We start from the raw sequence: 23,098 nt of genomic DNA, 5'->3' as shown, positions 1-23,098 counted from the left end.
GTAGACTCGGGCACTCGGCGGCTCCCCTGCGCGTCATCCGGCCCGCCACTCCCCTGACCGACCGACTTGACGAGGCACGATGAGCATCAGCACCCCGGGTGGCCCTGAGCGCCGCCCGACCGTGGTCAGCACCGGCAAGAAGCCGGCCGCAGGCCGGCCGGCGTCCGGCGCCAAGGCCGGTTCCGGCAAGCCGACGGGCTCCCCCCGGGCCGGTGGCAAGGGCCCGCGCAAGCCGGTCACCCCGGTCAAGGTGAGCCAGGGCCGCGCCTGGGGTCCGATCGCGCTCTTCGTCGCGGTGGGCGTGCTCGCCGCCGGCATCATCGGGTACGGCGCCTGGGCGTCGTTCCAGGGCTCCAAGCCGTGGGACAAGCGCGCCAACGCGATCGACGGCATCGCCAACATCCGCAAGTCCGACCCGGACAGCCTGAAGTACGAGTCGCACAAGTCGGGCCCGCTGACCTGGAACTACTCGCCGCCGGTGGGTGGGGTGCACAACGCCGCCTGGCAGAACTGCATGGGCGACGTGTACGACGCCCCGATCGCCAACGAGCACGCGGTGCACAGCCTGGAGCACGGCGCGGTGTGGATCACCTACCGCCCCGACCTGCCCAAGGACCAGGTCGACAAGCTCGCCGGCAAGGTGCGCGGCGTCGAGAAGACCTTCATGAGCCCGTACGAGGGCCTGGACAAGCCGATCTCGCTGCAGGCCTGGGGCTACCAGCTCAAGGTCGACAACGCCGACGATTCGCGGATCGACGAGTTCATCAAGGACCTGCGGGTGAACGCCTCCGTCGAGGGCCCGACGGCGCTCTGCAACACCGGCATCACCGCCACCGGCACCACGCCGCGTGAGCTCCAGCAGCAGCCCACCCAGTAAGGACCGCAATGACCGCTCCGGCGACCACCGACAGCGAGTACGACGAGATCCCGGCCGACCCGGACGAGGGCGGCCGGGCCCCGGCGTCGCGCTACGGCGTGCTGGCGCTCGCCATCATGCTGGTGGTGGGGCTCCTCCTCGGATACGCGGGCGGCCTGCTCACCCCGCGGCTCACCCGACCCGGTGACGCCTCGGTGGAGGCGGGCTTCGCCCGGGACATGACCACCCACCACGCGCAGGCCGTGGAGATGAGCCTGATCGCGTACCGGTCGGCGACTCTCCCCGAGGTGCGGCAGATCGCCGTCGACATCGCCACCGGGCAGCAGGGCGAGATCGGCGCCATGCAGACCTGGCTGCGCGAATGGGGCCTCAGCCCGACCGGGTCGAACCCGCCGATGTCGTGGATGTCCGACGGAGCCACCGTCAAGGACGGTCTGATGCCGGGCATGGCCACGCCGCAACAGATGACCGCCCTGCGCAACGCTCAGGGCATCGAGGTCGACAGGCAGTTCCTGGCCCTGATGTACGACCACCACCTGGGCGGCATCCACATGATCGACGCGGCGCTCGACGCGACCGACAACGACGAGGTGCTGCGGGTCGCGAACACGATGAAGGCCACCCAGCAGTCCGAGCTGAACAACCTCCGGCAGCTCCAGGCGCAGGCCAAGGGCTGACCGACCGGACGGGCTCACCCGGCCCGCGTCCCCGCCAACCTGTGGCGGTGACGCGGGCCGCACCATGTCGCCACCAACGCACCCCGCCACCCGACCCGCGCCGCACCGCACCCCAGACCCTTGATCGACGCGGTTTGCAGGAAGTCGGGCTCTCCAAGCGACCAAGACACCCCGACTTGCAGGAACCCGAGTCGATCAAGGCTGGCGGACCGTCGGATGTGACCTGAAAGCCCTGCTCGTCCCTTGTGGGTGTTTTGCGTGGCACAGGCGATTACGTTGCTTAGAGAGTTTTCTCCCCACATATCGTGACCAGTTGCGATTCGGGCTCGTTGCCCAAGACGTGGGGGTTGCACTCAGAGACGCACGGCGTTCGGTCACCAGCTGGTGCCGACGCCACACCATCGGTGGTGACGGGGCGGTGGCAGCCGTCCGTCGCGGACAGCGGCAGGGCGAGCCGGGAATGCTCAGCCGCGAACAGGAACTCGAGTTGATCGACGCGCTGCGGGGCGTCCACCCCGACGAGTTCGGGCTGGACGAGGAGTTGTGGACACGGCAGAGCCTCACCACGCTCATCCAGCGGCGCTTCGACCTGCCGTTGGACGCTGGCGCCGTGGGGGCGTACCTGCGGGCCTGGGGGTTGGGTCCGCGGGAGCCGCGCGAGCGGGCGTGCGGGCTCTGCGTCAGCGCGGTCGAGCGTTGGGTCCGCAGCGAGTACCCGGCGATCACCCGGGCCGCCCAGGAGCACCTCGCGGAGGTCTACTGGATCGGCCGGGTCCGGCTGCGCGGCACGATGCCGGCCGCCGACGTGATCTCCGCTGTCTCGTCTCGCGGTCGGGTGCGCTTCATGATCACCACACCGACGGTGGACCCGCCGCTCCCCCGCGACTTCGTGTTGCGGCTCAGCGGCGAGGAGCAGCGCACGGTGCACCTGATCGTGGACGGCTCCTGGCCCCGCAACGAGTGGCCCCGCCGGCTCCCGCGACGGATCGTCCTGCACCCGCTGCCCAGTTGCGGGCGGGCGATAGCGGCCTGAGCGCCGGGTGAGCCGGTCCGACACGATCGGCTCACCCGATACCGATTCGGCGTACGCAGGAGAGGTTTGCTAGTCTTCTCCAGTCGCTGAGCCCCCGTAGCTCAGGGGATAGAGCACCGCCCTCCGGAGGCGGGGGCGCAGGTTCGAATCCTGCCGGGGGCACCATCCATGAGCAGCACGAAAAGGCCCTTGACCAGGGGAATCCCGGTCAGGGGCCTTACTTCTGCGTCCGGCTGTCCAGATGGCCGGGACCGCCACGTCGCACCTGTTGCGCCGGCGTGCCGCCGAGGGCGTCACGCCGACGTCAGCACTCGCGCGTCACACACCCCCGGACCTCCCGCATGCGGTACAAGGTCCGGGCCCATTCCCGATGGTCGCATGATCACGACCTCCGCCGCCGTACCGGGCCGGGGCTCGACCCGCCCGGCTTGATCGGGCGCAACCCGGGTCGGCGGGAGCGGCCCACAAGGTTTCTTCAATGGCGCGGAAAGCATTTAACGGACGCGGGAACCAGCGATTCAACGGGGCCGCGCCGTGAATTGGATCATGTTAGGCTGCGCCGTTCAGCAAGCCCCTCATGAAAGCCGAGCGGATGCCAATCTCGAAATCCTTACGGTGGGCCGCAGCTTTTGCCGCTGCGTGTTCTCTCAGCACTGTGGCGCCTGCCTCGGCGTCCGCCGCGCTCGACGACGACCTCAAGTTGAGCGTCGCAGATGTGTTCGTGTCGAAGAACGTCCGGTCGAGCGGATACGAAACCCGCAGCCCGGCGCCGCTCGAAGTACACGTGAGCGCCGCCAAGCCCGTTCGCGGGAAGGTGAAGACCACTTTCGACACCTCCGGTCTGGCCGCCGTGGTGAACGCCTCGGTCGACTACTCCCCGTTTTATAAATGCGAGCAGGTCGGTGCCGTCATCACCTGTGTCACAAACACCGGACGCCCAGCGGCGATCGGGCTCAAAGCATTTCCGGACGCGCCGGTTGGGGCGTCGGGCGTGGTGAAGATAACGGTCGAAGCGGACGGTAGGCCGACCGTCCGCGATGAGGCGACGGCAACCGTCGCGGAGGACGTCGCAATCTACGAGGCCAACACGCCGGGCACTTCGGGACCTGTCGTGACGAAACCCGGCGAGGCATTGGCCGTGCGCATGAGGCTGCGGGGCTACGCCAGGGCCGTGCACGGCATAGTGGTGGAGTTCAACAACTACGATGTTGAAGACGATGCCATCGCCGCCCGGCGGAAGTACTCGAACTGCACCTACGACGGGGATCGCCTGCGCACCTGCATCTTTCGGCAGCGCGTCGACCCGGTCCGTGGCCCCTATGTGGATCTGCCGTTCAAGGCGCTAGATCCGATCTTCAGAGCCAGGACAGTGTCGCTCGAATACCGGCTGTGGCCGCTGACCGAATGGGCGGCACGTCAGGCCAGCGCCCCGGTGGAGGTGGGTACGCCCGGGCAGGATGGTGTGCTGAGCATCTTCAACAGCGACAACACCGTCGCGCCGACAACCGAGCGTAACGTGCCGCAGGTCGACACCAACCGCTCCGAGAGCATGGGCCGGATCAGCATCCCAATGGACGCGGAGTTGGCCCGGCACTACCTCGCCGCGATCGGCGACACGGTTGCCGGCAATCCGGGAGACACCGTATCCGTGCGGTTCGGGATGCAGAACCGGAGCCGCTTCGACTACGTCGAGAGCTCCGACTCCTGGACCCCGAGCGTCCTCGTCGTGCTGCCGGTGGGCGTGACTGTCCTGGAGAAGCCGAGCGAGTGCGCCAAGTACGTCTATACGGATCCAAACGACGAGCCCGCGGGGCCGGGACCGGATGACAAGTCCGCAAGGCCGAGAGGTGCGGGCGGCGCGGTGGACCTGACCAACGATCGCGACATGCTTCTCTGTGACGTCAAGACGGTGATCCGCGCCTGTGACGGAGCGATGTTCGCGGTGAAGCTCCGCATCGACAAGGCTTCGCCGATCGAGGGGCACGTCTACGGCGGGTGGCGATACCCGATGAGCTTCCCGCTCGAGGCGGGTCTCGTCGTCCAGGACGCCGGATCCGGCTCTCCGGTCGCCCCGTCGCCCACTGACTCCGCGGTGCCCTGCGCCAGCCCGGATCCGACCACGCCCGCTCCGTCATCCAGCCCGGATCCGACCACGCCCGCTCCGTCATCCAGCCCGGATCCGGCCACGCCCGCTCCGTCGTCCAGCCCGGGTGACACCGGAGGGCTGCCCATCACGGGCAGTCAGGTCGGCGTCATCGCCGGCGTGGGCGCCGCACTGGCCGTTCTGGGAGTCCTCCTCACCCTGTCGGCCCGACGCCGCCGGATCAGGCTGACCCTCTGAGCCGGATCTGACCTCCGCTGTGGAGTTCTCCCCGCGCCAGCGGCAGAGGAAGAACTCCACAGCGGAGGTCGAGTCGGTCACCGTCGGCACGACGCCATCACGTACAGAAGGGCATTGTCGACCATGCTGTTTCTCGGATTGCTCCTCGCGGCGCTGGCTGGGGCGGTCATCGCGACCGTCCTCACCGTCCGCGGGTTCCGCGCGGTCTTCCGGAACAGCGAACGGTCACCTCGCCTGCGGGCGGCGGCGCTCCTCTTCGGGGCGGGCGCCGTCGCCATGTACGCCTGGGGTCTGCTCCACCTCTCCTACGCGGTGTTGCAAGCCGAGGACGGTGGCGCCGGATCCTCCCCGGTCGAACCCTGTCGCCAGGCCGGGCCGCAGATGGCCGGCCTGGTCGACGGGTACGACGTCAGCTTCCTGCCGCTCCGCTTCGAGTGCCGCCTCACCGGTGGCGGCACGTACGTCACCTCGTCAGTGCCCGGGTACGTTACCCAGAGCACCATCGCCCTCGGGTTGATCAGCGTCATCTGCGGAGCCCTGCCGGTCAGGACCGCACAGCGCCAGCAGCCGTCGGTCGGGTAAGGGTCGGCCGTCAGGCGCCGACGTAAGCCGCCAGGTGCTCGCCGGTGAGGGTGGAGCGGGCGGCGACGAGGTCGGCGGGTGTGCCCTCGAAGACGATCCGGCCACCGTCGTGGCCGGCGCCGGGGCCGAGATCGATGATCCAGTCCGCGTGCGCCATGACCGCCTGGTGATGCTCGATGACGATCACCGACTTTCCGGCGTCGACCAGGCGGTCGAGCAGGCCGAGCAGTTGCTCCACGTCAGCCAGGTGCAGACCGGTGGTCGGCTCGTCGAGGACGTAGACGCCGCCCTTCTCCGCCATGTGGGTGGCCAGCTTGAGTCGTTGCCGCTCCCCGCCGGAGAGGGTGGTGAGCGGCTGCCCCAGGCTCAGGTAGCCGAGCCCGACGTCGGCGAGCCGGTCGAGGATGGCGTGCGCTGCCGGCGTACGCGCCTCGCCGGCGCCGAAGAACTTCTCGGCTTCCGTCACCGACATCGCGAGGACCTCGCTGATGTCGCGACCGCCGAAGCGGTATTCCAACACCGACGCCTGGAACCGCTTGCCCTCGCAGTCCTCGCATACGGCGGCGACGCCCGCCATCATCCCCAGGTCGGTGTAGATGACACCGGCGCCGTTGCAGCTCGGGCAGGCACCCTCGGAGTTGGCGCTGAACAACGCCGGTTTCACTCCGTTGGCCTTCGCGAACGCCTTGCGGATCGGGTCGAGCAGACCGGTGTACGTGGCCGGGTTGCTGCGCCGTGAGCCGCGGATCGCGCCCTGGTCGATCGACACCACGCCGGCGCCGGCCGGGATCGAGGAGTGCACGAGCGAACTCTTGCCGGAGCCGGCGACGCCGGTCAGGACGACGAGCACCCCGAGGGGTACGTCGACGTCCACGTCCTGGAGGTTGTTGGCCGTGGCGCCCCGGATCTCCAGCTTGCCGGTGGGTGTCCGCACCGTCTCCTTGATTGCCGCCCGGTCGTCGAGGTGGCGGCCGGTGATGGTGCCGCTGGCCCGCAGGCCCTCCACTGTGCCCTCGTAGCAGACGGTCCCGCCGTCCGTGCCAGCGCCGGGCCCGAGATCGACGACGTGGTCGGCGATGGCGATGGCCTCCGGCTTGTGCTCCACGACCAGCACGGTGTTGCCCTTGTCGCGCAGCTGGAGCAGCAGATCGTTCATCCGCTGGATGTCGTGCGGGTGCAGCCCGATAGTCGGCTCGTCGAAGACGTAGGTGACGTCGGTCAGCGAGGAGCCGAGGTGGCGGATCATCTTGGTGCGCTGCGCCTCACCGCCGGAGAGGGTGCCCGACGGCCGATCGAGCGACAGGTAGCCCAGCCCGATCTCCTCGAACGAGTCGAGGAGGTGTTGCAGGCCCGCCAGCAACGGGGCGACCGACGGTTCCTCGATCTCGCGTACCCAGGCGGCCAGATCGCTGATCTGCATCGCGCACGCGTCGGCGATGTTCTTACCCTTGATCTTCGACGACCGGGCTTCCTTGCTGAGCCGGGTGCCTGCACACTCGGGGCAGGTCGTGAAGGTCACCGCGCGCTCCACGAAGGCGCGGATGTGCGGCTGCAATGCGTCGATGTCCTTGGCGAGGAAGGACTTCTGGATCGACGGGATCAGGCCCGCGTACGTCAGGTTGATGCCGTCGACCTTGATCTTGGTCGGCTCCCGGTGGAGCAGGTCGTGCAGCTCCCGCTTGCTGAACTTGGCGATCGGCTTGTCCGGGTCGAAGTAGCCGCAGCCCCGGAAGATCCGGCCGTACCAGCCCTCCATGCTGTAACCCGGGATGGTGATCGCGCCCTCGTTGAGCGAGAGGTTGTCGTCGTAGAGCGCCGACAGGTCGATGTCGGTCACCTTCCCCATGCCCTCGCATCGCGGGCACATGCCGCCGAGACGGTTGAAGGTCGCCTTCTCGGTCTTCGTCTTGCCGGCGCCGCGCTCGACGGTGATCGCACCGGTCGCCTTCACCGAGGGGACATTGAAGGAGTACGCGTTGGGTGAGCCGATGTGTGGCTGCCCGAGCCGGCTGAACAGGATGCGCAGCATCGCATTGGCGTCGGTGGCGGTGCCGACCGTGGAGCGGGAGTTGGCGCCCATCCGCTCCTGGTCCACGATGATCGCCGTGGTCAGGCCGTCCAGCAGGTCGACCTCGGGCCGCGCCAGCGTCGGCATGAAGCCCTGTACGAATGCGCTGTAGGTCTCGTTGATCATCCGCTGCGACTCGGCCGCGATGGTGCCGAACACCAGCGAGCTCTTGCCGGAGCCGGAGACACCGGTGAACACGGTCAGCCGCCGCTTCGGAATCTCGACGCTGACGTCCTTGAGGTTGTTCACCCGCGCGCCCTGCACCCGGATCAGGTCGTGGCTGTCGGCGACGTGCGGCGCGGACGGCTGGCTGGCCGTGCTCATCGTGTCTCCATCTGTCGGGCGGGCAGGACTCAGCGCACTTGCTGGATGCGAACCATATTGCCCGCCGGGTCCCGGAAGGCACAGTCGCGCACGCCGTACGGCTGCTCGGTCGGCTCCTGGACGACCTCGGCGTCGCTGGCCTCCAGCTTGGCGAAGGTCGCGTCGAGGTCGGTGGTGGCCAGGTTGACGCCGAAGTAGCTGCCCTTGGCCATCAGCTCAAGGATGGTCTTCCGCTCGTCGTCGGTGATGCCCGGGTTGGCGGTCGGTGGGTGCAGGACGATGGACGTGCTGGGCTGGCCGACCGGCCCGACCGTGATCCACCGCATCCCCTCGTATCCGACGTCGAGGCGGACCTCGAAGCCGAGGATGTCGCGGTAGAAGACCAGGGAGGCCTCCGGATCGGTGTGCGGCAGGAAGCTTGAGTGAATGGTGATGTCCATGCTGGTCACGCTAGTTGCGGCTCGGTGACCTGCGCTTCTCGATTCCTGACCGGTCTGGTCACCTGCTTGGCCACGCACGACGGCATCCCCGCCGTCGCCTGCGCCGCCTGCCCCCGGTAGACGCTGGGCGGCACGCCGACCAGCTCGGTGAAGCGGGTGCTGAAGGTGCCCAGCGACGAGCAACCGACCGCGAAACAGACGTCGGTGACGCTCAGGTCGCCACGGCGCAACAGGGCCATCGCCCGCTCGATCCGTCGGGTCATCAGGTAGCTGTACGGAGATTCGCCATAGGCGAGGCGGAACTCGCGGCTGAGATGCCCGGCCGACATGTGCGCGCCGCGGGCGAGCGCCTCCACATTCAGTGGCTGCGCGTACTCCCGGTCGATCCGGTCGCGGACCCGGCGCAGCCGCGCCAGGTCGGCGAGGCGCTGCGTCGCGTCGGATTTGCTGCTCACCTGCGAAATCGTGCCACAACCCACCGACAATCCGCCGCTCGCCGGGCGGGGGCCGGCGGCCGGTCAGTCGGCCTCGCGGCGGGCGCGGGCCCGGCGCTTGCCCTCGTGCATGGCCTGCACCCGGGCCACCGGGATGGTCCGGCCCTCGGCGACCAGGTCGGCGGGGAGCGGTTGCGGAGCCGGCATCAGCGCGGCCCACCGGTCGCCGTCGGCGAGAAGTGCCGGCGCGGTCCGGATGGTGAAGTCGGCGGGGGTCACCTCGGGCAGGTCGGCCCAGTCGACCGGGAACGAGACCGGCATCCCGGGGCGCAGCCGGGGGCTGTACGCGGCGGCCACTGTCGCCCCGCCCGCCCGGGTGGCGTCCACGAAGACCCGCCCACCCCGGTCCTCCTTGATGTACGCGGTGGTGGCCAGCGCCGGATCGAGCCGCTCGGCACGAACGGCGAGCGCCCGGGTGGCGGCGGCCAACTCCTCGGCCGTGGGCTCGTCGGTCACCGGCACGAAGACGTGCACTCCCTTGGCGCCGCTGGTCTTGACGGCACCGGCCAGGCCGGCGTCGGCGAGCGCCTGACGGACCAGCACTGCCGCGTCGACCGCTGCCCGGAAGCCGTCGCCGTCCGGCGGGTCGAGGTCGAGGACCAGGTGGGTCGGGCGGTGCAGGTCCGCGGCGGTGGCCAGCGTCGGGTGGTACTCGACGGCCCGCTGGTTGGCGAACCAGAGCAGGGTGCGGCGGTCGTCGCAGAGGGCGTACGAGATCTCCCGGTGCGACGCCTCCGCCCAGACCGGTGCCCGGCGCACCCAGTCCGGGGTGTAGCGGGGCAGGTTCTTCTGCATGAACGGCGGCTGGCCCGGGCGGACCCTGATCACCGACAGCGGCCGGCCACGCAGGTGCGGGAGGATCCGATCCCCGACCGCGTCGAGGTAATCGACCAGGTCACGCTTTGTCGCGTCATCGCGGTCGGACAGCGGCTGGTCCAGGTTGGTCAGGGCCACGCCGTCCCGGGTTTCGTCAGCCGCACTCATCCGACCACCCTCTCGGCCCCGGTGTCCTCGGTCAACCTGACGTGCCGATCGGTCCCGGCGGGCCGGGCGCCCGGCAGGGTGGCCAGCGCGGCGACCATCAGACCGGCGGTGGCGAGCAGGGCGCCGACGGTAAGCGGCCGCCAGCAAGAACTGCATTGCCCTGCCATTTTCCATTTGTGATCATGTGCCTAATGAAAATTTTTCCCGCTACTGCGGACTCCACCGCCCTGGACCGTGCCGCCGCGTACCCGGCCGACGGTCCCATCACCGCCCTGACCGCTGAGAAGATCCGCGAGGAGCTCGGTGCCAACCAGTTCCGCCCGGAATGGGTCTGGCTTGCCGAGGACGAGAACGGGTACGTCCTTGCCCGTGCGCTGTGGTGGGGCCGTGCCGACAGCAAGCGCCCCATAGCGCTCGATTGCCTCCAGGTCCGTTCCACCGTTGCCGATCCGGTCGTCGTCGCCACCAGGCTCCTTGACGCCGCGCATGCCGCCTTCGGCGTGCGGCCGCAGTACAACCTCTCCCTCCCAGCGGACTGGAGCAGCCGACCGGAACTGAGCGAGGCGGTGGCCTGGCGTCGCGAGGCGGGCCTGCGCACAGGGCTGAGCCGGGAGATTCAGCGCCTGCGCTACGAGTGGACTCCGGCGGCGGGACTGCCCGAGGCCGGCGGTCGGCTGACGTTCCGCGAGGGCAGCGACGAGGAGTTCCTGGAGGCCTTCGTCCGGGTGTCGGGCGACAGCCTCGACGAGGCCACCCGTGACGAGCTGCGCACAAAGAGCGCCAGGCAGGTGGCCGAAGAGGACATGAAGTTCTACCTCGACTGCCCGGGTGAGCGCTCCTGGTGGAGGCTTGCGGAGCTGCCCGACGGCACTCTCGCCGGCCTGGCCGTCCCGTCAGCGACCCCGTATCACCGCAACGTCGGGTATCTCGGTGTCGTACCCGAGCAGCGCGGCAAGGGACTGATCGACGAGATCCTCGCCGAGATCACCCGCTTCCACGCGACCGAACGCGCCGAGCGCATCACCGCGACCACGGACACTACGAACATCCCGATGGCCGCCGCCTTCGACCGCGCCAACTACGAGGTGACGGAGATCCGTTTGGTTCTGGAGGCTTCGAGGGCCGTATGACGTGCCGACGGGGACGGCGTTCCACCACCACGAGCCGCAATTCGTCAGTAGCCCCGTCAGCGGCAGGGCAGGGGATGACGCCGCCGGTGTCGTCCCCCTGGCCTGGGTCCGAGACGGTAGCCGTGTTACCGAGGTCATCGTCTGTGACCATGGGGCGGAGCGGAAGGAGGCACTTTGATGTCCCAGAGGAACAGCGATGTGTCCGCGCAGGCCGAGGCCGAGTTCGCCTGCGCCGCCGGCGACGTGCCGTTCACCCCGGGGCAGGCTCGGGCGTGCACCGTCCGCGAGGTGCTCGACCGGGTCGGCGGCAAGTGGAGCATCGGCATCCTGGTGGCCGCCTCGAACGGGCCGGTGCGCTTCACCGAGTTGGAACGGCACATCGAGGGCATCAGCCGCCGGATGCTCACCCTGACGTTGCGCAACCTGGAACGGGACGGCCTGCTGCACCGCACGGTCTACCCGACCGTCCCACCCAAGGTCGAATACACCGCCACCCCGATGGCGCTGGAGCTCTATGAGTCACTGGTCGCGTTGACCAGCTGGGCCGAGCGGCACCGCCGGGCCATCGCCGAGGCGCGGACCAGGTACGACGCCCAGCACGCCGGATAAACCCGGCGGGGATGTGGGGAACGCCACCACCCCAGTCTGACCGATCGGTCAGGGTCTGACCGATCGGTCAGGCATGCTGGTCTGCGGGAGGTGGACCACGCATGGTCAGAGCGGCACCAGACACGCACGGCGAGATCCTCGCCGCGGCGGCGCGGCAGTTCACGGTGACCGGCTACCGGGGCACCTCCCTGCAGGACATCGCCCGCGAGGTCGGCTGTTCCAAGGCCACCGTGCTCTACCACTTCGCCAACAAGGAAGCCCTGCTCGCCGAGCTGATGGCCCCCGCGATCGACGTGCTCCGCAGCCTCGACGACCAACTCAACGGCCTGACCGGGGCGGCCGCCCAAGAGGTCGCCGCACAGGGCTTCGTCGACCTCGCGGTCCGGTTCCGGCGGGAGATCGCGGTACTTCGCGGCGAGTTCCCGGAGCTGCTGTGCCAGCCGGCCTTCGCGCACATCCAGCAGATCTCGGATCGGCTGCGGGACGCGTTGGCCGGGCACTCCGACCGGCCGGGCGCCCGGATCGCCGCGCTGGTGCTGCTCGCCGGCATCTCCGAGGCGTGCGCCGAGTTCGTCGACATCCCCGACGACGAACTGCGCCCCGCCCTGCTCACCCTCGCCCGGCGGGCCGTCGAACCCGTCGACGCACCACTGCCCCATCCACCCACGACCGAGGACAAGGACTCCTGATGGCCACCCTGCTCTACCGGCTCGGCCGGGGCGCGTTGCGCCGGCGACGGCTCGTCGTCGCGCTCTGGCTCGTCGTACTCGTCGTCGCCGGCCTGGCCGCGGCGACCCTGCGCGGCACGACGGCGAGCAACTTCACAATGCCCGGCACCGAGAGCCAGCGCGCGCTGGACCTGCTCGCCGACCAGTTCCCCGCAGCCAGCGGCGCCACCGGCACCATCACGGTCAAGGCGCCCGCCGACGGCGACCTGGCCACCCCACAGGGTCAGGCCGTGGTGCAGGAGTTGGTCCAGCAGGCGTCGGCACTGCCCGGTGTGGTCGGCGCGGTCAACCCGTTGCAGGTCGGCGCCGTCTCACCCAACGGCCGGTACGCGCTGGTCCAGGTCCAGTTCGCCACCGGCGGGGACGACGTGACCGACGCGCAGCGCACCGCGTACGAGCAGGTTGGCACAGCGGCCAAGGCACAGGGTTGGCAGGTCGCCCCCGGCGGTGAGGTGCTCGGCGGTGAGCCGGAGATCGGCTCCACCGAGGCGCTGGGCGTCCTGGTCGCCGCGATCGTCCTGATCATCACGTTCGGCTCCCTGGTCGCCGCCGGCATGACCATGCTCAACGCGCTGATCGGCGTGGGCGCCGGGATGGCCGGCCTGTTCGCGCTGAGCGGCGTCATCCAGCTCACCAGCACCGCACCGATCCTGGCGCTGATGCTCGGTCTGGCGGTCGGCATCGACTACTCACTCTTCATCACCTCCCGGCACCGGCAGAATCTGCTCGACGGCCTGTCCCCGGAGGAGGCGGTCGGCCGGGCCGTGGGCACCGCCGGCTCGGCAGTGGTCTTCGCCGGCGCCACCGTGGTCATCGCCCTGGCCGGGCTTGCCGTGGTGGACATCCCCTTCCTCACCGTGATGGGTCTGGCCGCCGCCGGCACGGTCACCGTCGCCGTACTCGTCGCCATCACCCTCCAGCCGGCGTTGCTCGGTTTCGCCGGTCGCCGGGTGCTTCCCCGCCGGCTGCGTGCCGTTCCCACAGTCGGCACCGACGAGGACGACACGGACGTCACCGACCGGCCGGTCGCGACGACGACCGAAGACCGCAACCGGTTCGGCTTCCGCTGGGCGCGACTGATCACCCGGTTCCGCGTACCGGTCATACTGGTCGGCCTGCTCGGCCTGGGGCTGCTCGCGCTGCCCACGCCGGACATGCGGCTGGCTCTGCCGGGCGCGGCGACGGCCGCCGTCGGCTCACCCGCCCGGGTGGCGAACGATCTGACCGTCGAGGGCTTCGGAGCGGGCTTCACCGGCCGGCTCGCGGTGGTGGTCGCCGGTGACACGCCGCAGGCCACCTCGGCCGCCGTGCCGCAGGTGACGGCACTGCTCCAGCGCACCGAGAACGTCCTCGCGGTGGCACCGGCCCAGGTCAGCCCGGACGGCCGGACGGCGCTGCTCGGCGTGGTGCCGAAGACCGGCCCGACCGACGAGGCCACCGAGACCCTGGTCCACGACATCCGTGGCGCGGTGGGCGGGATCCGCGACGCGGACGTGCTGCTCACCGGCGTCACCGCCATCGGCATCGACGTCTCCGAGAAGCTCTCCGACGCGCTTCCGATCTACCTGTTGCTGGTGGTCGGGCTGTCGGTGTTGCTGCTGATGCTGGTGTTCCGCTCGCTGCTGGTGCCGATCAAGGCGGCGCTGGGCTTCCTGCTCACCGTCGCCGCCACGTTCGGCATCACGGTGGCCGTCTTCCAGCAGGGACACCTCGCCGACCTCGTCGGCCTGGACACGCCCGGCCCGCTGATCAGCTTCCTGCCGATCCTGCTCATCGGCATCCTGTTCGGGCTCGCCATGGACTACGAGGTGTTCCTGGTGTCCCGGATGCGGGAGGACTTCGTCCACGGTGAGACCGCCCGACAGGCCACCATCAGCGGCATGGGGCACGGCGCACGGGTCGTCACGGCCGCCGCGCTGATCATGATCTCGGTCTTCGGGGGCTTCGTCTTCCTGGAGGACCCGGTGATCAAGTCGATGGGCTTCGCGCTCGCCGTCGGCGTCGCCATCGACGCGTTCGTGGTCCGGATGACCATCGTCCCGGCGGTGATGTCGCTCCTCGGCGACCGCGCGTGGTGGCTGCCCCGGTGGCTCAACCGCGCCCTGCCGAACGTGGACATCGAAGGTGAGGGCCTGCGCACCCACCTGGAAGAACGCACCCCCACGCACGTCTAACCCATCCACCCGGTCGATCATGGAGTTGTGGTGCCCGTCGTGCCCCGATCAGAGGCTTTCGTGCAGCACCACAACTCCATGATCGACGCGAGCGGGCACCGGTCAGACGCCCGCCGGGTAGGTCTCCATCTCGCCGGGGGCCGCCGACACCGGTAGCGGGTGCAGGGCGGTGGTGTCGTCGCACCAGATGAAGGCGTCGTAGCGTTCGCCGATCCGGGTCGGCACGTAGTTGCCCCAGGACTCGAACGACGGGTCGTAGACCACCCCGATCGCCCGGTGGTCCACGGTGTCGGTCACCCAGCCCGGCTGGTCGTCGCCACCAAAGATCAGCACGGCCCGCTCCGGCATCAGCTCGTGCAGCCGCCGCTCGATCGACCCCTCCCGAGCCGGCGGCACCACCATCGCCTCGGGCGGCGAACCCCAGCGGGGTGCGGCGATCGCCGTACCCCGGTAACTGCCGAAGCCGATCAGGGCGACCGCGTCCTCGCCGTGCCGCTCCCGAGCCAACTGACCGATGTTGACCATCCCGTCGGCGGCCATGTCGGTGGCCCGCGCGTCCCCGACGTGCGTGTTGTGCGCCCAGACGATGCCCCGGGCGTCGGGGCCGTACCGGTCCAGCAGCCGGTCCAGTGTGTCCTGCATGTGGGTGTCGCGGATGTTCCACGAGTCGGGCCCACCGGCCACCATTGCCCGGTAGTAGCGCTCCGCTCCGGCCACCACCTCCGCGTTCTGCCAGGCCGAGAAGCGATCCGGGCCGTCGGAGAGGGCGTGCTCGCGGGTCCGGGCCAGCAACCGGATGACCTCCTCCTCGCAGCGGGCGGAGACGAACCGGCTGGCCGCGCCGTACTCCTCGACTCTCTTGCCGTACGGCTCGAAACACCGGTACGCGTCCTGAGCCGCCTCCAGCGACTTCGGGTCCTCCTCCCCCAGGTAGTCGAAGATCGCCTGCATCGACTCCCAGAGGCTGTACACGTCGAGCCCGTGGAACCCGGCCCGTTGCTCCTCCGGCCGCTCGACGTTCCAGGCCCGCAGCCAGCTGGTGAACCGGGCCACCTCGGCATTGGCCCACATCCAGGTCGGCCATCGCTCAAACTCAGCGAGCGCGAGCTGCGGTTCGAGCGCGCCGCCCGGCGCGGCCGTCACCGACCGGTGCACCCGATCACAGTCGGGCCAGTCACCCTCCACGGCGACGAAGGAGAAGCCGCACTCCGCGATCAGTCGGCGGGTGAGCTGCTCGCGCAACCGGTAGTAGTCGTAACTGCCGTGGGTGGATTCACCGATCATCACCACCCGTGCGTTCCGGACGCGCTCCAGCAACGGGTCGAAATCGCTCGGCGCGCCGAGCCGCTGAACCAGCATGCCAGCGGCTACCCGGCCGCCACTGCGGCAAACCGTCGGCGCGTCGCGGGCCGACACGCCGGCCGCCGGGCCGTCGTGGGTGCCGACCTGGCCGGTGTACGGCCACCGCGAGCGGGTAGCCGGCCGACATGACCGTCACCGGGGTGCAGTTGCAGGAGTACCTGGCCGGGCTCGACTACCCGGTCTCGCGGGAGGACCTGATCCGCTGGGGTCAGGAGAACGGGGCCAGCACGGAGATGTTGCAGATGTTGCAGGCGTTGCCGGCGGAGCAGTTCAACTCCCCCGACGAACTAAACGCAGCCCTAACCACCCCGACCTAACCCCACCCACCCACCCACCCACCCCATCCCCCACTCCCCCATCACCCCCGGTGATCATGAAGTTATTGCCATCCGCCGCGGCGTGTCGTGGCAATAACTTCATGATCACCAGGGGGTGGGGTGGGGGCAGGGAGTGGGGGGTCAGGGGATGGGGATGGTGATGGTGCGGGCTTCGGTGCGGGCGGTTTCGGCGGCGGCGAGGATGCCGACCACCTCACGGCCGAAGCGGACGTCGCAGCGGTGGTCCCGGGTGCCGGCCCGCACCTGCTCGACGAGCTGGTCGATGGCGACGCCGAACGCCGTGGCGGGATCGTTCTCGCCGAACGGGACGTTCTCGATGCCGTTCTCGCCGTAGAACACGAACTCCCGGGCCATCGACTCGGTCGGGGCGTCCAGGGAGAGCGAGGCGCTGCTCGTGGCACCGCCCTCGTGGGTGAGCAGCAGGTGCACCATCCCGCTCGGTCCGTCCATCGCCGCCACCTGCGTCACCCGGCCGAGCACCGGCAGGAGGATCGAGAGGGCGTGCGGGGCGATGTCCCAGAGCGCCCCGTGCTCCCGACGCCACAACGAGCCGCCGTACGGGCTGCCGTCCTGGAAGATCGAGGCGAAAGCGGTGGTCCGGCCGTGCTGCCAGCCCCCGGCGGCGCCGGTGGCGGCGAGGAACGCGGTCACGTTCGGCTGGAACCGCTGGGTGAAGAAGACGACCGAGGCGACCCCGGACTCCTCGGCGGCGGCCACGACACGGTCGGCGTCGGCCACGCTGAGCGCCAGTGGCTTGTCCAGCAGCAGGTGCCGGCCGGCGCGGGCCGCCCGGACCGCGATGTCGGCCTGGACGTCCGGCGGCAGGGCGACGGCGATCGCCTCGCACTGCTCGATCAGCGCGTCGACGTCGGCGTAGGCGGGCACCCCGTACCGCTCGGCCAGTGCGGAGGCCCGCTCCGGGTTGCGGCCCCACACCCCGACCAGCTCCGCGTCGGGATGTGCGTGCAGCGCCTTCCCGTGCGTCTCGATCGCCCAGTGACCGGTGCCGAACAAACCGAACCGCAGCACGTGTACCTCCGCTGTTTCCCCGCACCGCGACAACGCCACGGACGTGATCCACGCTAGTCGCCCCGGCGGTCAGGACGGCGGCGGGTTCGACCAATCGAAGCAGCCCACCTCTGTTTCCGAACCCACCCTCGGGCCACCCGGCGGCTGACGCGGGCGTTTGCCGACCAGACGGACGTGCTGCTGACCGGGGACGTGGCGGCGTTCGAGAGCAGGAGCCGCACTGCGGACGCCTCGACGGGCGCGCGTCACACGCGGAGAGGCAGGGCACCCGCTTACTACGACGGTTAGTAGGCTGTGCCGGTGACCGAAGCAACGACCGGGTGGGTCCGGTGACCAGCGTGGCCACCGACTCGCCGGTGGACGGGATCGTCGCGACCGTACCCATCGTGCTGTCGCTGCTCGTCGCGGTGTGGGCGCTGGTGGCGGCGGTACGCCACCGGCCGCCGGACCGGGTGCAGTTCGTCGGTCTGGCCGTCCTCGAAGTGGCGTTGCTGGTGTTGAGCGTGCTGGCGCTCGTCGCCGTCGGCGGCGGGGATCGACCCGGCGAGCCCGGTGCCTTCTTCGGCTACCTGGTCACGCTGGTGTGCCTGCCGCCACTGGCCTGGGTGCTGGCCCGGATGGAACCGACCCGCTGGGGCTCGGCGATCGTGTGCGCGGTCTGCCTGGTGGCCCCGGTGGTGGTGGTCCGGTTGCAGCAGACCTGGGAGGTGCTCGGTGGCTGAGACAGGGCAGGCCCCGCGGCGGACGAACTCCGGCCCCGGCCGGCTGCTGATCGCGGTCTACCTGCTCTTCGCCATCGCGGCGACAAGTCGGGCGGGCCTGCAGATCGCCACCAAGTTCGACGAGGCGCCGGTGGCGTACCTGCTCTCCGGGCTGGCCGCGGTCATCTACATCGTGGCGGCGGTGGGGTTGGCCCGCGCCGGGCATGCCGGCCGACGGGTCGCGTTGGCGTGCTGCTCCGTGGAGCTGGTCGGTGTGGTCGCGGTCGGCATCCTGAGCCTGGTCGACAAGGAGCTGTTCCCGGACGAGACGGTCTGGTCGGGGTTCGGCAGTGGGTACGGCTACATCCCGCTGGTGCTGCCGGTGCTCGGCCTGCTCTGGCTCTGGCGCACCCGCCGCGCGCCCGCCTGACCCGGCACGCACCCCGCCCGACTCAGCCAGGACCCGGCGACGAGGGCGTCCCGTCCAGCGGAGCGCCCTCGTCGGGAGTACGGGTCAGTCCCGAGGGCCGCCCGCGACGTAGATGACCTGACCGGAGACGAAGCCGGCGCCCTCGCTCGCCAGGAACGAGATGGTGTGCGCGACGTCCTCCGGTCGACCCGGGCGACGGACCGGGATCTCGGCGGCGGCGTGCTTCTGGAAGTCGTCGAAGTCGACCTTCATCCGGGCGGCGGTGGCAGCGGTCATGTCGGTGACGATGAAGCCGGGTGCGACCGCGTTCACGGTCACCCCGAACGGACCCAGCTCGATGGCGAGCGTCTTGGTGAAGCCCTGCAGACCGGCCTTGGCTGCGGCGTAGTTCGCCTGGCCCCGGTTGCCCAGCGCCGAGGTGCTGGAGAGGTTGACGATCCGCCCCCACTTGCGGTCCACCATGTGCTTCTGCGCGGCCTGGCTGAACAGGAACGCGCCGCGCAGGTGCACCCCCATCACCGTGTCCCAGTCGGCGTTGGTCATCTTGAACAGCAGGTTGTCGCGGAGCACACCGGCGTTGTTGACCAGCACGGTGGGCGCGCCCAGTTCGGCGGCGATCCGGGCCACCGCCGCCTCGACCTGGTCCCGGTCGGAGACGTCGGCGCCCACTCCGAGCGCCCGGCCGCCGGCGGCGGCGATGGCGTCCACTGTCTCCTTGGTGGCCGTCTCCTCGATGTCCACCACGGCGACGGCCATTCCGTCGGCGGCCAGCCGCCGGGCGGTGGCCGCGCCGATACCGCGGGCGGCTCCGGTGACGATGGCGACGCGGGGCTCCTCCGACATGATTACCTCCGGGTAACTTGGGGTCGATCGAAGGAGCCTAACCCGCTCACCGACAGTAACCCAGCGATGACCATCGCTTTACAGGAAAGATGATCTTCCGCGCGTACCGTGCCGTTCGCTGTCATCCCACTAGCACCGACAGACGAGGCAAGGAACGATGATCAAGTGAATTTATCCCGTACCCGCAGGGCCTGGCTCGCCACCGCGACCGCCGCAGCCCTCGCGGCGACCGGCGGAACACCCGCCCTGGCCGCCACCCCCACGGCAGCGGCCGGTCCCGGCGTCACCCCCGTTACCGACCTGCCCACGCCACCCGGCACCCACTCGGTCACCCTGATCACCGGCGACACGGTCACCACCCGCCAGAGCGCCAACGGCAGCACCGTCGACGTACGACGTCCCGACGGCACGTCGACACCGGTACGGGTGATGGAGGCCGGCGACGACCTCTACGTCTACCCCCAGTCGGTGCTGCCCTACGTGGCCGCGAAGACACTGGACAAGCGACTGTTCAACGTCACCCAGCTGATCGCCGACGGGTACGACGACGCCCGGATGGACCAGTTGCCGCTGATCGTGTCGTACGCCGACACGCCCGGCCTGCGTGCCGGCTCTGCCCCCGCCGGTGCGACCCGCACCCGCACCTTCAGCAGCATCGCGAGTGCCGCCCTGAGCGAGGACCGCGACCAGGCCGACGAGTTCTGGACCGCGATCACCGCCACCGCCGCGAAGGCGGCCACCGCCACCGGCGGCGAGGGACGCTTCTCCGGCGGGATCGCCAAGATCTGGTTGGACGGGCAGGTGCACGCCGACCTGGCCGACACCACCGCCCAGATCGGTGCCCCCGCCGTCTGGGCCAACGGCGACACCGGGGCGGGCGTCCGAGTCGCCGTCCTGGACACCGGTGTCGACCCGACCCACCCGGATCTGGCCGGCCAGATCGGCGCGTCCGCCGTGTTCGTGCCCGGCGAGGAGATCACCGACCGGGCGGGGCACGGCACCCACGTCGCGTCCACCGTCGCCGGCACCGGCGCCGCCTCGGACGGTCGGGAGAAGGGGGTCGCCCCCGGTGCCCAACTCGCCATCGGCAAGGTGCTCAGCGACAACGGCAACGGGCAGGAATCCTGGATTCTGGCCGGCATGGAGTGGGCGGCCCACGAGGCCGACGCCACCGTCATCAACATGAGCCTGGGCTCCAGCCAGCCCAGTGACGGCACCGACCCGCTGAGCCAGGCGGTCAACCGGCTCAGCGCGGAGACCGGTGCCCTCTTCATCACCACCGCCGGCAACGGCGGCCCCGGCGTGAGCGCCCCCGGCGCGGCGGACGCCGGCCTGACTGTCGGCGCGGTCGACAACGACGACACCCTCGCCTACTTCTCCAACCGCGGTCCGCGGATCAGCGACGAGGCGATCAAGCCCGATCTGACCGCGCCCGGCGTCGGTGTGCTCGCCGCCCGCTCGCAGTACTCGCCCGGCGAGGGTTGGTACACGAGCATGGACGGCACCTCGATGGCCGCGCCGCACGTCGCTGGCGCAGCCGCCCTGCTTTCCGCGAAGCACCCGGACTGGACCGGCCAGCAACTCAAGGACGCACTGGTCAGCACGACCAAGGCCACCCCGGCGTTCGACGCCTTCCAGGCCGGCAACGGCCGGCTCGACGTCGCCACCGCGGTCCGCGCGCCGATCGTCGCCACCGGCACCGTCTCCACCACCGCGCACTACGAGACCGCGCAGCCGGGTCGCGTCACGCACCCGGTGACGTACACCAACACCACCGGGCAGCCGATCACGCTGAGCCTGTCGGTGGACGCCCCGAACGCACCGGCCGACCTGTTCAGCCTCTCCAGCGCGCAGGTGACAGTGCCCGCGCACGGCACCGCCACCACCACCCTGACCACTGACACCTCCCGGTCCAGCGCCGGCAGCCGGTACACCGGTCAGGTCCTCGCCGCCGGAGCGGACCGGGTCGTCCTGGCCCGTACGGCGATCTCCGTGGGCACCTTCACCCCGTACCACAAGCTTCGGCTCGAACTGACCGACCGGGACGGCAAGCCGGCCCCCGGCACCATCGAGCTCGGCCAGCCGGGCGGCTACGAGGCCGAGTTCCTCTCGACCAACCCGGACGGCACGCTGTTGCTCAACCTGCCCGAGGGCGTCTACTCGGCGATGAGCTTCCTGAACGTCACCGGCAGCCACGGGCCGAACTCGCTCGGCCTGGCACTGCTCGGCGACCCCGACATCGACCTGCGTCAGGACACCACGGTTCGGCTGAACGGGAAGGCGGCCCGCCCGGTCGAGTCGTCGGTGCCGCAGCAGACCGCCGACACCTTCACCCGGCTGGACTACTTCCGGTCACAGGGCGCGGGCCGGTGGCGCTCGTTCATCGCCGGCGGCGTCTTCTACGACAGCTTCTGGGCGCAGCCCACCAGCAAGGACGTGCGGCACGGCGACTTCTACCTCGGCGCCCGGTGGCGTAAGGAGCAGCCGGTGCTGAGCGTCGGCACCAAGAAGGTGAACTTCGACGACGTGGTCCGCCAGCAGGGCACCACCCAGCTGCCGAAGGGCCGCTCGACGTTGCCGGTGGTCTACGCCGGCGACGGTGCGCCGAGCGACTACGTCAAGCTGAACGCCCGGGGCAAGGCCGTCGTGGTCCGGCACAACCTGGATGTCGGTGACGCCGAGCAGGCCGCCGCGGCGACCGCCGCCGGTGCGAAGCTGATGCTGGTGGTCAACGACTGGCCGTGGCGCGAGGTGCGCGACTACTCGATCGATTTCGTCACCCCCACCCCGATCGAGGTGGCGATGCTCAGCATGGACGAGGGGGAGGCGCTGATCCAGCAGATCCAGCGCGAATCGACCAAGGTCGAGGTTGACTCACAGCCAATCGCCGACTACGTGTACGACCTCGTTCAGGGTTACCACAACAAGATTCCGCGCGACATGAGCCGGGCCGAGACCAAGAAGACGCTCGCCCGGATCGACGTCGGTTTCACCTTCCCCGACCGGCAGACCCGCGGTGGCGAGTTCCGCTACGACTGGCCGTCGTACAACAACTGGGGCATCGGCGAAAGCAGCAACCGGCCGCTCGCACCGGTCCGCACCGACTGGGTCTCCATCGACGACCTGTACACCTGGGGTCAGGAGGCGTACATCGACGGCGGCACCTACCAGATCGACCCCCGGACCAGCTACGGCGCCGGCAGCAAGAACGAGGAGCGGTTCTTCGAGCCGATCGAGCGGCCGCACCTGAACAACAACTTCACGCTGCCCACCCGCTCCGGCGACACCCTCAAGCTGGACGTGCCCGGTTGGGGCGGGGCCGACCACGTCGGCATGGCCATGAACGGCGCCGGCCAGACCAACCAGCTCTACCAGGGCCGCACGCTGCTCGCCGAGAGCACCAGCACGTGGATCAGCGGCACCGCGCCGAACGCGGGCGACCTGCCGTACCGGTTGGTGGTGGGGACCACCCAGGACCCGACCGGCGGCCCGTACTCCACCAGCACCACCACCGAGTGGACGTTCCGGTCCAAGGCGCCGGCCGCCGGTGTGGAGTCGGCGGGGCTGCCGCTGCTCCAGCTCGACTACGCGGTCGACACCGACGCCGTCGGCACCGCGAAGGCCAACACCGATCTGAGCGTGTCCGCCAACCACCTGCCCGGTGTCACCGGGTTCGGCACCATCGGTTCGGTCACCCTGGAGATTTCGTACGACGACGGCGCGCACTGGCAGAAGCAGTCACTGGACCGCGCGAAGGACGGTTCGTTGACGACGAAGCTGCGCGCGCCGAAGGGTGCCAAGTTCGTGTCGCTGCGCGCCAGCGCCGCAGACGGCTCAGGCAACTCGATCAACCAGACCGTGCTGCGCGCGTTCGGCGTGCGCTGATCGTCCGGCCCTGATCGCGTGACGTCCGGCCGGCACCGACCGGCCGGAC

At 70.1% G+C, this 23,098-nt stretch carries 20 protein-coding genes and 1 tRNA gene; 14 read left to right on the top strand and 7 right to left on the bottom strand.

What is annotated here, in order from left to right; translation table 11 throughout:
• Positions 1 to 79 precede the first annotated feature (79 nt).
• The 6 genes from V6U86_RS11395 (at position 80) to V6U86_RS11370 (ending at position 5,510) form a co-directional block, all read left to right on the top strand.
• Positions 80 to 877 carry a DUF3105 domain-containing protein gene (locus V6U86_RS11395; protein ID WP_334501770.1) on the top strand — a complete coding sequence of 266 codons (798 nt, stop codon included), beginning with the start codon at positions 80 to 82 and terminating at the stop codon, positions 875 to 877.
• 8 nt (positions 878 to 885) lie between these two features.
• Positions 886 to 1,554 (top strand): DUF305 domain-containing protein, encoded by a 669-nt coding sequence (locus V6U86_RS11390; RefSeq protein ID WP_334501768.1) that lies wholly within the window; start codon positions 886 to 888, stop codon positions 1,552 to 1,554.
• 340 nt (positions 1,555 to 1,894) lie between these two features.
• Complete coding sequence (locus V6U86_RS11385) at positions 1,895 to 2,587, top strand: winged helix-turn-helix domain-containing protein (RefSeq protein WP_334501766.1); 693 nt, start codon at positions 1,895 to 1,897, stop codon at positions 2,585 to 2,587.
• 90 nt (positions 2,588 to 2,677) lie between these two features.
• Positions 2,678 to 2,752 (top strand) — tRNA-Arg (locus V6U86_RS11380).
• 412 nt (positions 2,753 to 3,164) lie between these two features.
• Complete coding sequence (locus tag V6U86_RS11375; protein ID WP_334501764.1) at positions 3,165 to 4,928, top strand: hypothetical protein; 1,764 nt, start codon at positions 3,165 to 3,167, stop codon at positions 4,926 to 4,928.
• Positions 4,929 to 5,051: 123 nt separating this feature from the next.
• Positions 5,052 to 5,510: a hypothetical protein gene (locus V6U86_RS11370; protein ID WP_334501762.1), complete on the top strand. Its 459-nt coding sequence runs from the start codon at positions 5,052 to 5,054 to the stop codon at positions 5,508 to 5,510.
• 10 nt (positions 5,511 to 5,520) lie between these two features.
• Here V6U86_RS11370 and V6U86_RS11365 read toward each other — a convergent pair whose 3' ends face one another.
• From V6U86_RS11365 to V6U86_RS11350, 4 genes are all read right to left on the bottom strand, one after another.
• Entirely contained in the window at positions 5,521 to 7,902 is a 2,382-nt protein-coding gene (locus V6U86_RS11365) for an excinuclease ABC subunit UvrA (RefSeq protein WP_334501760.1), read from the bottom strand.
• A 29-nt stretch (positions 7,903 to 7,931) separates the two neighbouring features.
• Positions 7,932 to 8,342 carry a VOC family protein gene (locus V6U86_RS11360; RefSeq protein ID WP_334501758.1) on the bottom strand — a complete coding sequence of 137 codons (411 nt, stop codon included), beginning with the start codon at positions 8,340 to 8,342 and terminating at the stop codon, positions 7,932 to 7,934.
• Between the two features lie 5 nt (positions 8,343 to 8,347).
• Entirely contained in the window at positions 8,348 to 8,797 is a 450-nt protein-coding gene (locus tag V6U86_RS11355) for a helix-turn-helix transcriptional regulator (RefSeq protein ID WP_334501756.1), read from the bottom strand.
• Between the two features lie 63 nt (positions 8,798 to 8,860).
• Positions 8,861 to 9,820 (bottom strand): DNA polymerase domain-containing protein, encoded by a 960-nt coding sequence (locus V6U86_RS11350; RefSeq protein WP_334501753.1) that lies wholly within the window; start codon positions 9,818 to 9,820, stop codon positions 8,861 to 8,863.
• Positions 9,821 to 9,861: 41 nt separating this feature from the next.
• Between V6U86_RS11350 and V6U86_RS11345 the strand changes: the two genes are divergently transcribed.
• The 4 genes from V6U86_RS11345 to V6U86_RS11330 all read left to right on the top strand — a co-directional run bounded on the left by V6U86_RS11345 (position 9,862) and on the right by V6U86_RS11330 (position 14,461).
• Positions 9,862 to 10,950 carry a GNAT family N-acetyltransferase gene (locus tag V6U86_RS11345; protein WP_334501751.1) on the top strand — a complete coding sequence of 363 codons (1,089 nt, stop codon included), beginning with the start codon at positions 9,862 to 9,864 and terminating at the stop codon, positions 10,948 to 10,950.
• A gap of 174 nt (positions 10,951 to 11,124) precedes the next feature.
• Entirely contained in the window at positions 11,125 to 11,559 is a 435-nt protein-coding gene (locus tag V6U86_RS11340) for a winged helix-turn-helix transcriptional regulator (RefSeq protein ID WP_334501749.1), read from the top strand.
• 101 nt (positions 11,560 to 11,660) lie between these two features.
• On the top strand, positions 11,661 to 12,248 hold the full coding sequence (locus tag V6U86_RS11335; protein ID WP_334501747.1) for a TetR/AcrR family transcriptional regulator: 588 nt from the start codon (positions 11,661 to 11,663) through the stop codon (positions 12,246 to 12,248).
• Positions 12,248 to 14,461, top strand: a complete 2,214-nt coding sequence (locus tag V6U86_RS11330; RefSeq protein ID WP_334501744.1) for an MMPL family transporter — start codon at positions 12,248 to 12,250, stop codon at positions 14,459 to 14,461. The genes V6U86_RS11335 and V6U86_RS11330 overlap by 1 nt, the downstream gene beginning before the upstream one ends.
• Before the next feature lie 102 nt (positions 14,462 to 14,563).
• On the opposite strand, the gene V6U86_RS11325 is transcribed toward V6U86_RS11330, so the two are convergent.
• Complete coding sequence (locus V6U86_RS11325; RefSeq protein WP_334501742.1) at positions 14,564 to 15,820, bottom strand: erythromycin esterase family protein; 1,257 nt, start codon at positions 15,818 to 15,820, stop codon at positions 14,564 to 14,566.
• Positions 15,821 to 15,948: 128 nt separating this feature from the next.
• Here V6U86_RS11325 and V6U86_RS11320 point away from each other — a divergent pair, with 128 nt between their 5' ends.
• Positions 15,949 to 16,140: a DUF2795 domain-containing protein gene (locus V6U86_RS11320; RefSeq protein ID WP_334501740.1), complete on the top strand. Its 192-nt coding sequence runs from the start codon at positions 15,949 to 15,951 to the stop codon at positions 16,138 to 16,140.
• Between the two features lie 141 nt (positions 16,141 to 16,281).
• Here V6U86_RS11320 and V6U86_RS11315 read toward each other — a convergent pair whose 3' ends face one another.
• The gene (locus V6U86_RS11315; RefSeq protein ID WP_334501738.1) at positions 16,282 to 17,190 is read right to left on the bottom strand and encodes a Gfo/Idh/MocA family protein; all 909 of its coding nucleotides are present in this window, start codon (positions 17,188 to 17,190) and stop codon (positions 16,282 to 16,284) included.
• Positions 17,191 to 17,519: 329 nt separating this feature from the next.
• Here V6U86_RS11315 and V6U86_RS11310 point away from each other — a divergent pair, with 329 nt between their 5' ends.
• Positions 17,520 to 17,912 carry a hypothetical protein gene (locus tag V6U86_RS11310; RefSeq protein ID WP_442934924.1) on the top strand — a complete coding sequence of 131 codons (393 nt, stop codon included), beginning with the start codon at positions 17,520 to 17,522 and terminating at the stop codon, positions 17,910 to 17,912.
• Positions 17,905 to 18,321: a hypothetical protein gene (locus tag V6U86_RS11305; protein ID WP_334501735.1), complete on the top strand. Its 417-nt coding sequence runs from the start codon at positions 17,905 to 17,907 to the stop codon at positions 18,319 to 18,321. The genes V6U86_RS11310 and V6U86_RS11305 overlap by 8 nt, the downstream gene beginning before the upstream one ends.
• An 84-nt stretch (positions 18,322 to 18,405) precedes the next feature.
• Here V6U86_RS11305 and fabG read toward each other — a convergent pair whose 3' ends face one another.
• Complete coding sequence (gene fabG / locus V6U86_RS11300) at positions 18,406 to 19,164, bottom strand: 3-oxoacyl-ACP reductase FabG (protein ID WP_130404166.1); 759 nt, start codon at positions 19,162 to 19,164, stop codon at positions 18,406 to 18,408.
• 165 nt (positions 19,165 to 19,329) lie between these two features.
• Between fabG and V6U86_RS11295 the strand changes: the two genes are divergently transcribed.
• Positions 19,330 to 23,049, top strand: coding sequence for a S8 family serine peptidase (locus tag V6U86_RS11295; protein WP_334501730.1), 3,720 nt, complete (start codon positions 19,330 to 19,332; stop codon positions 23,047 to 23,049).
• Positions 23,050 to 23,098 lie beyond the last annotated feature (49 nt).

This window comes from Micromonospora sp. CPCC 205558 (assembly GCF_036902955.1).
Taxonomy (GTDB): domain Bacteria; phylum Actinomycetota; class Actinomycetes; order Mycobacteriales; family Micromonosporaceae; genus Micromonospora.
This window is presented reverse-complemented; position numbering and strand designations above follow the sequence as displayed.

What these genes read in the sequence shown, in the direction of transcription:
- V6U86_RS11395 (WP_334501770.1), top strand. Translation starts at nt 80, where the DNA reads ATGAGCATCAGCACCCCGGGTGGCCCTGAGCGCCGCCCGACCGTGGTC.
- V6U86_RS11390 (WP_334501768.1), top strand. Translation starts at nt 886, where the DNA reads ATGACCGCTCCGGCGACCACCGACAGCGAGTACGACGAGATCCCGGCC.
- V6U86_RS11375 (WP_334501764.1), top strand. Translation starts at nt 3,165, where the DNA reads ATGAAAGCCGAGCGGATGCCAATCTCGAAATCCTTACGGTGGGCCGCA.
- V6U86_RS11370 (WP_334501762.1), top strand. Translation starts at nt 5,052, where the DNA reads ATGCTGTTTCTCGGATTGCTCCTCGCGGCGCTGGCTGGGGCGGTCATC.
- V6U86_RS11365 (WP_334501760.1), bottom strand. Translation starts at nt 7,902, where the DNA reads ATGAGCACGGCCAGCCAGCCGTCCGCGCCGCACGTCGCCGACAGCCAC.
- V6U86_RS11360 (WP_334501758.1), bottom strand. Translation starts at nt 8,342, where the DNA reads ATGGACATCACCATTCACTCAAGCTTCCTGCCGCACACCGATCCGGAG.
- V6U86_RS11350 (WP_334501753.1), bottom strand. Translation starts at nt 9,820, where the DNA reads ATGAGTGCGGCTGACGAAACCCGGGACGGCGTGGCCCTGACCAACCTG.
- V6U86_RS11335 (WP_334501747.1), top strand. Translation starts at nt 11,661, where the DNA reads ATGGTCAGAGCGGCACCAGACACGCACGGCGAGATCCTCGCCGCGGCG.
- V6U86_RS11330 (WP_334501744.1), top strand. Translation starts at nt 12,248, where the DNA reads ATGGCCACCCTGCTCTACCGGCTCGGCCGGGGCGCGTTGCGCCGGCGA.
- V6U86_RS11325 (WP_334501742.1), bottom strand. Translation starts at nt 15,820, where the DNA reads ATGCTGGTTCAGCGGCTCGGCGCGCCGAGCGATTTCGACCCGTTGCTG.
- V6U86_RS11320 (WP_334501740.1), top strand. Translation starts at nt 15,949, where the DNA reads ATGACCGTCACCGGGGTGCAGTTGCAGGAGTACCTGGCCGGGCTCGAC.
- fabG (WP_130404166.1), bottom strand. Translation starts at nt 19,164, where the DNA reads ATGTCGGAGGAGCCCCGCGTCGCCATCGTCACCGGAGCCGCCCGCGGT.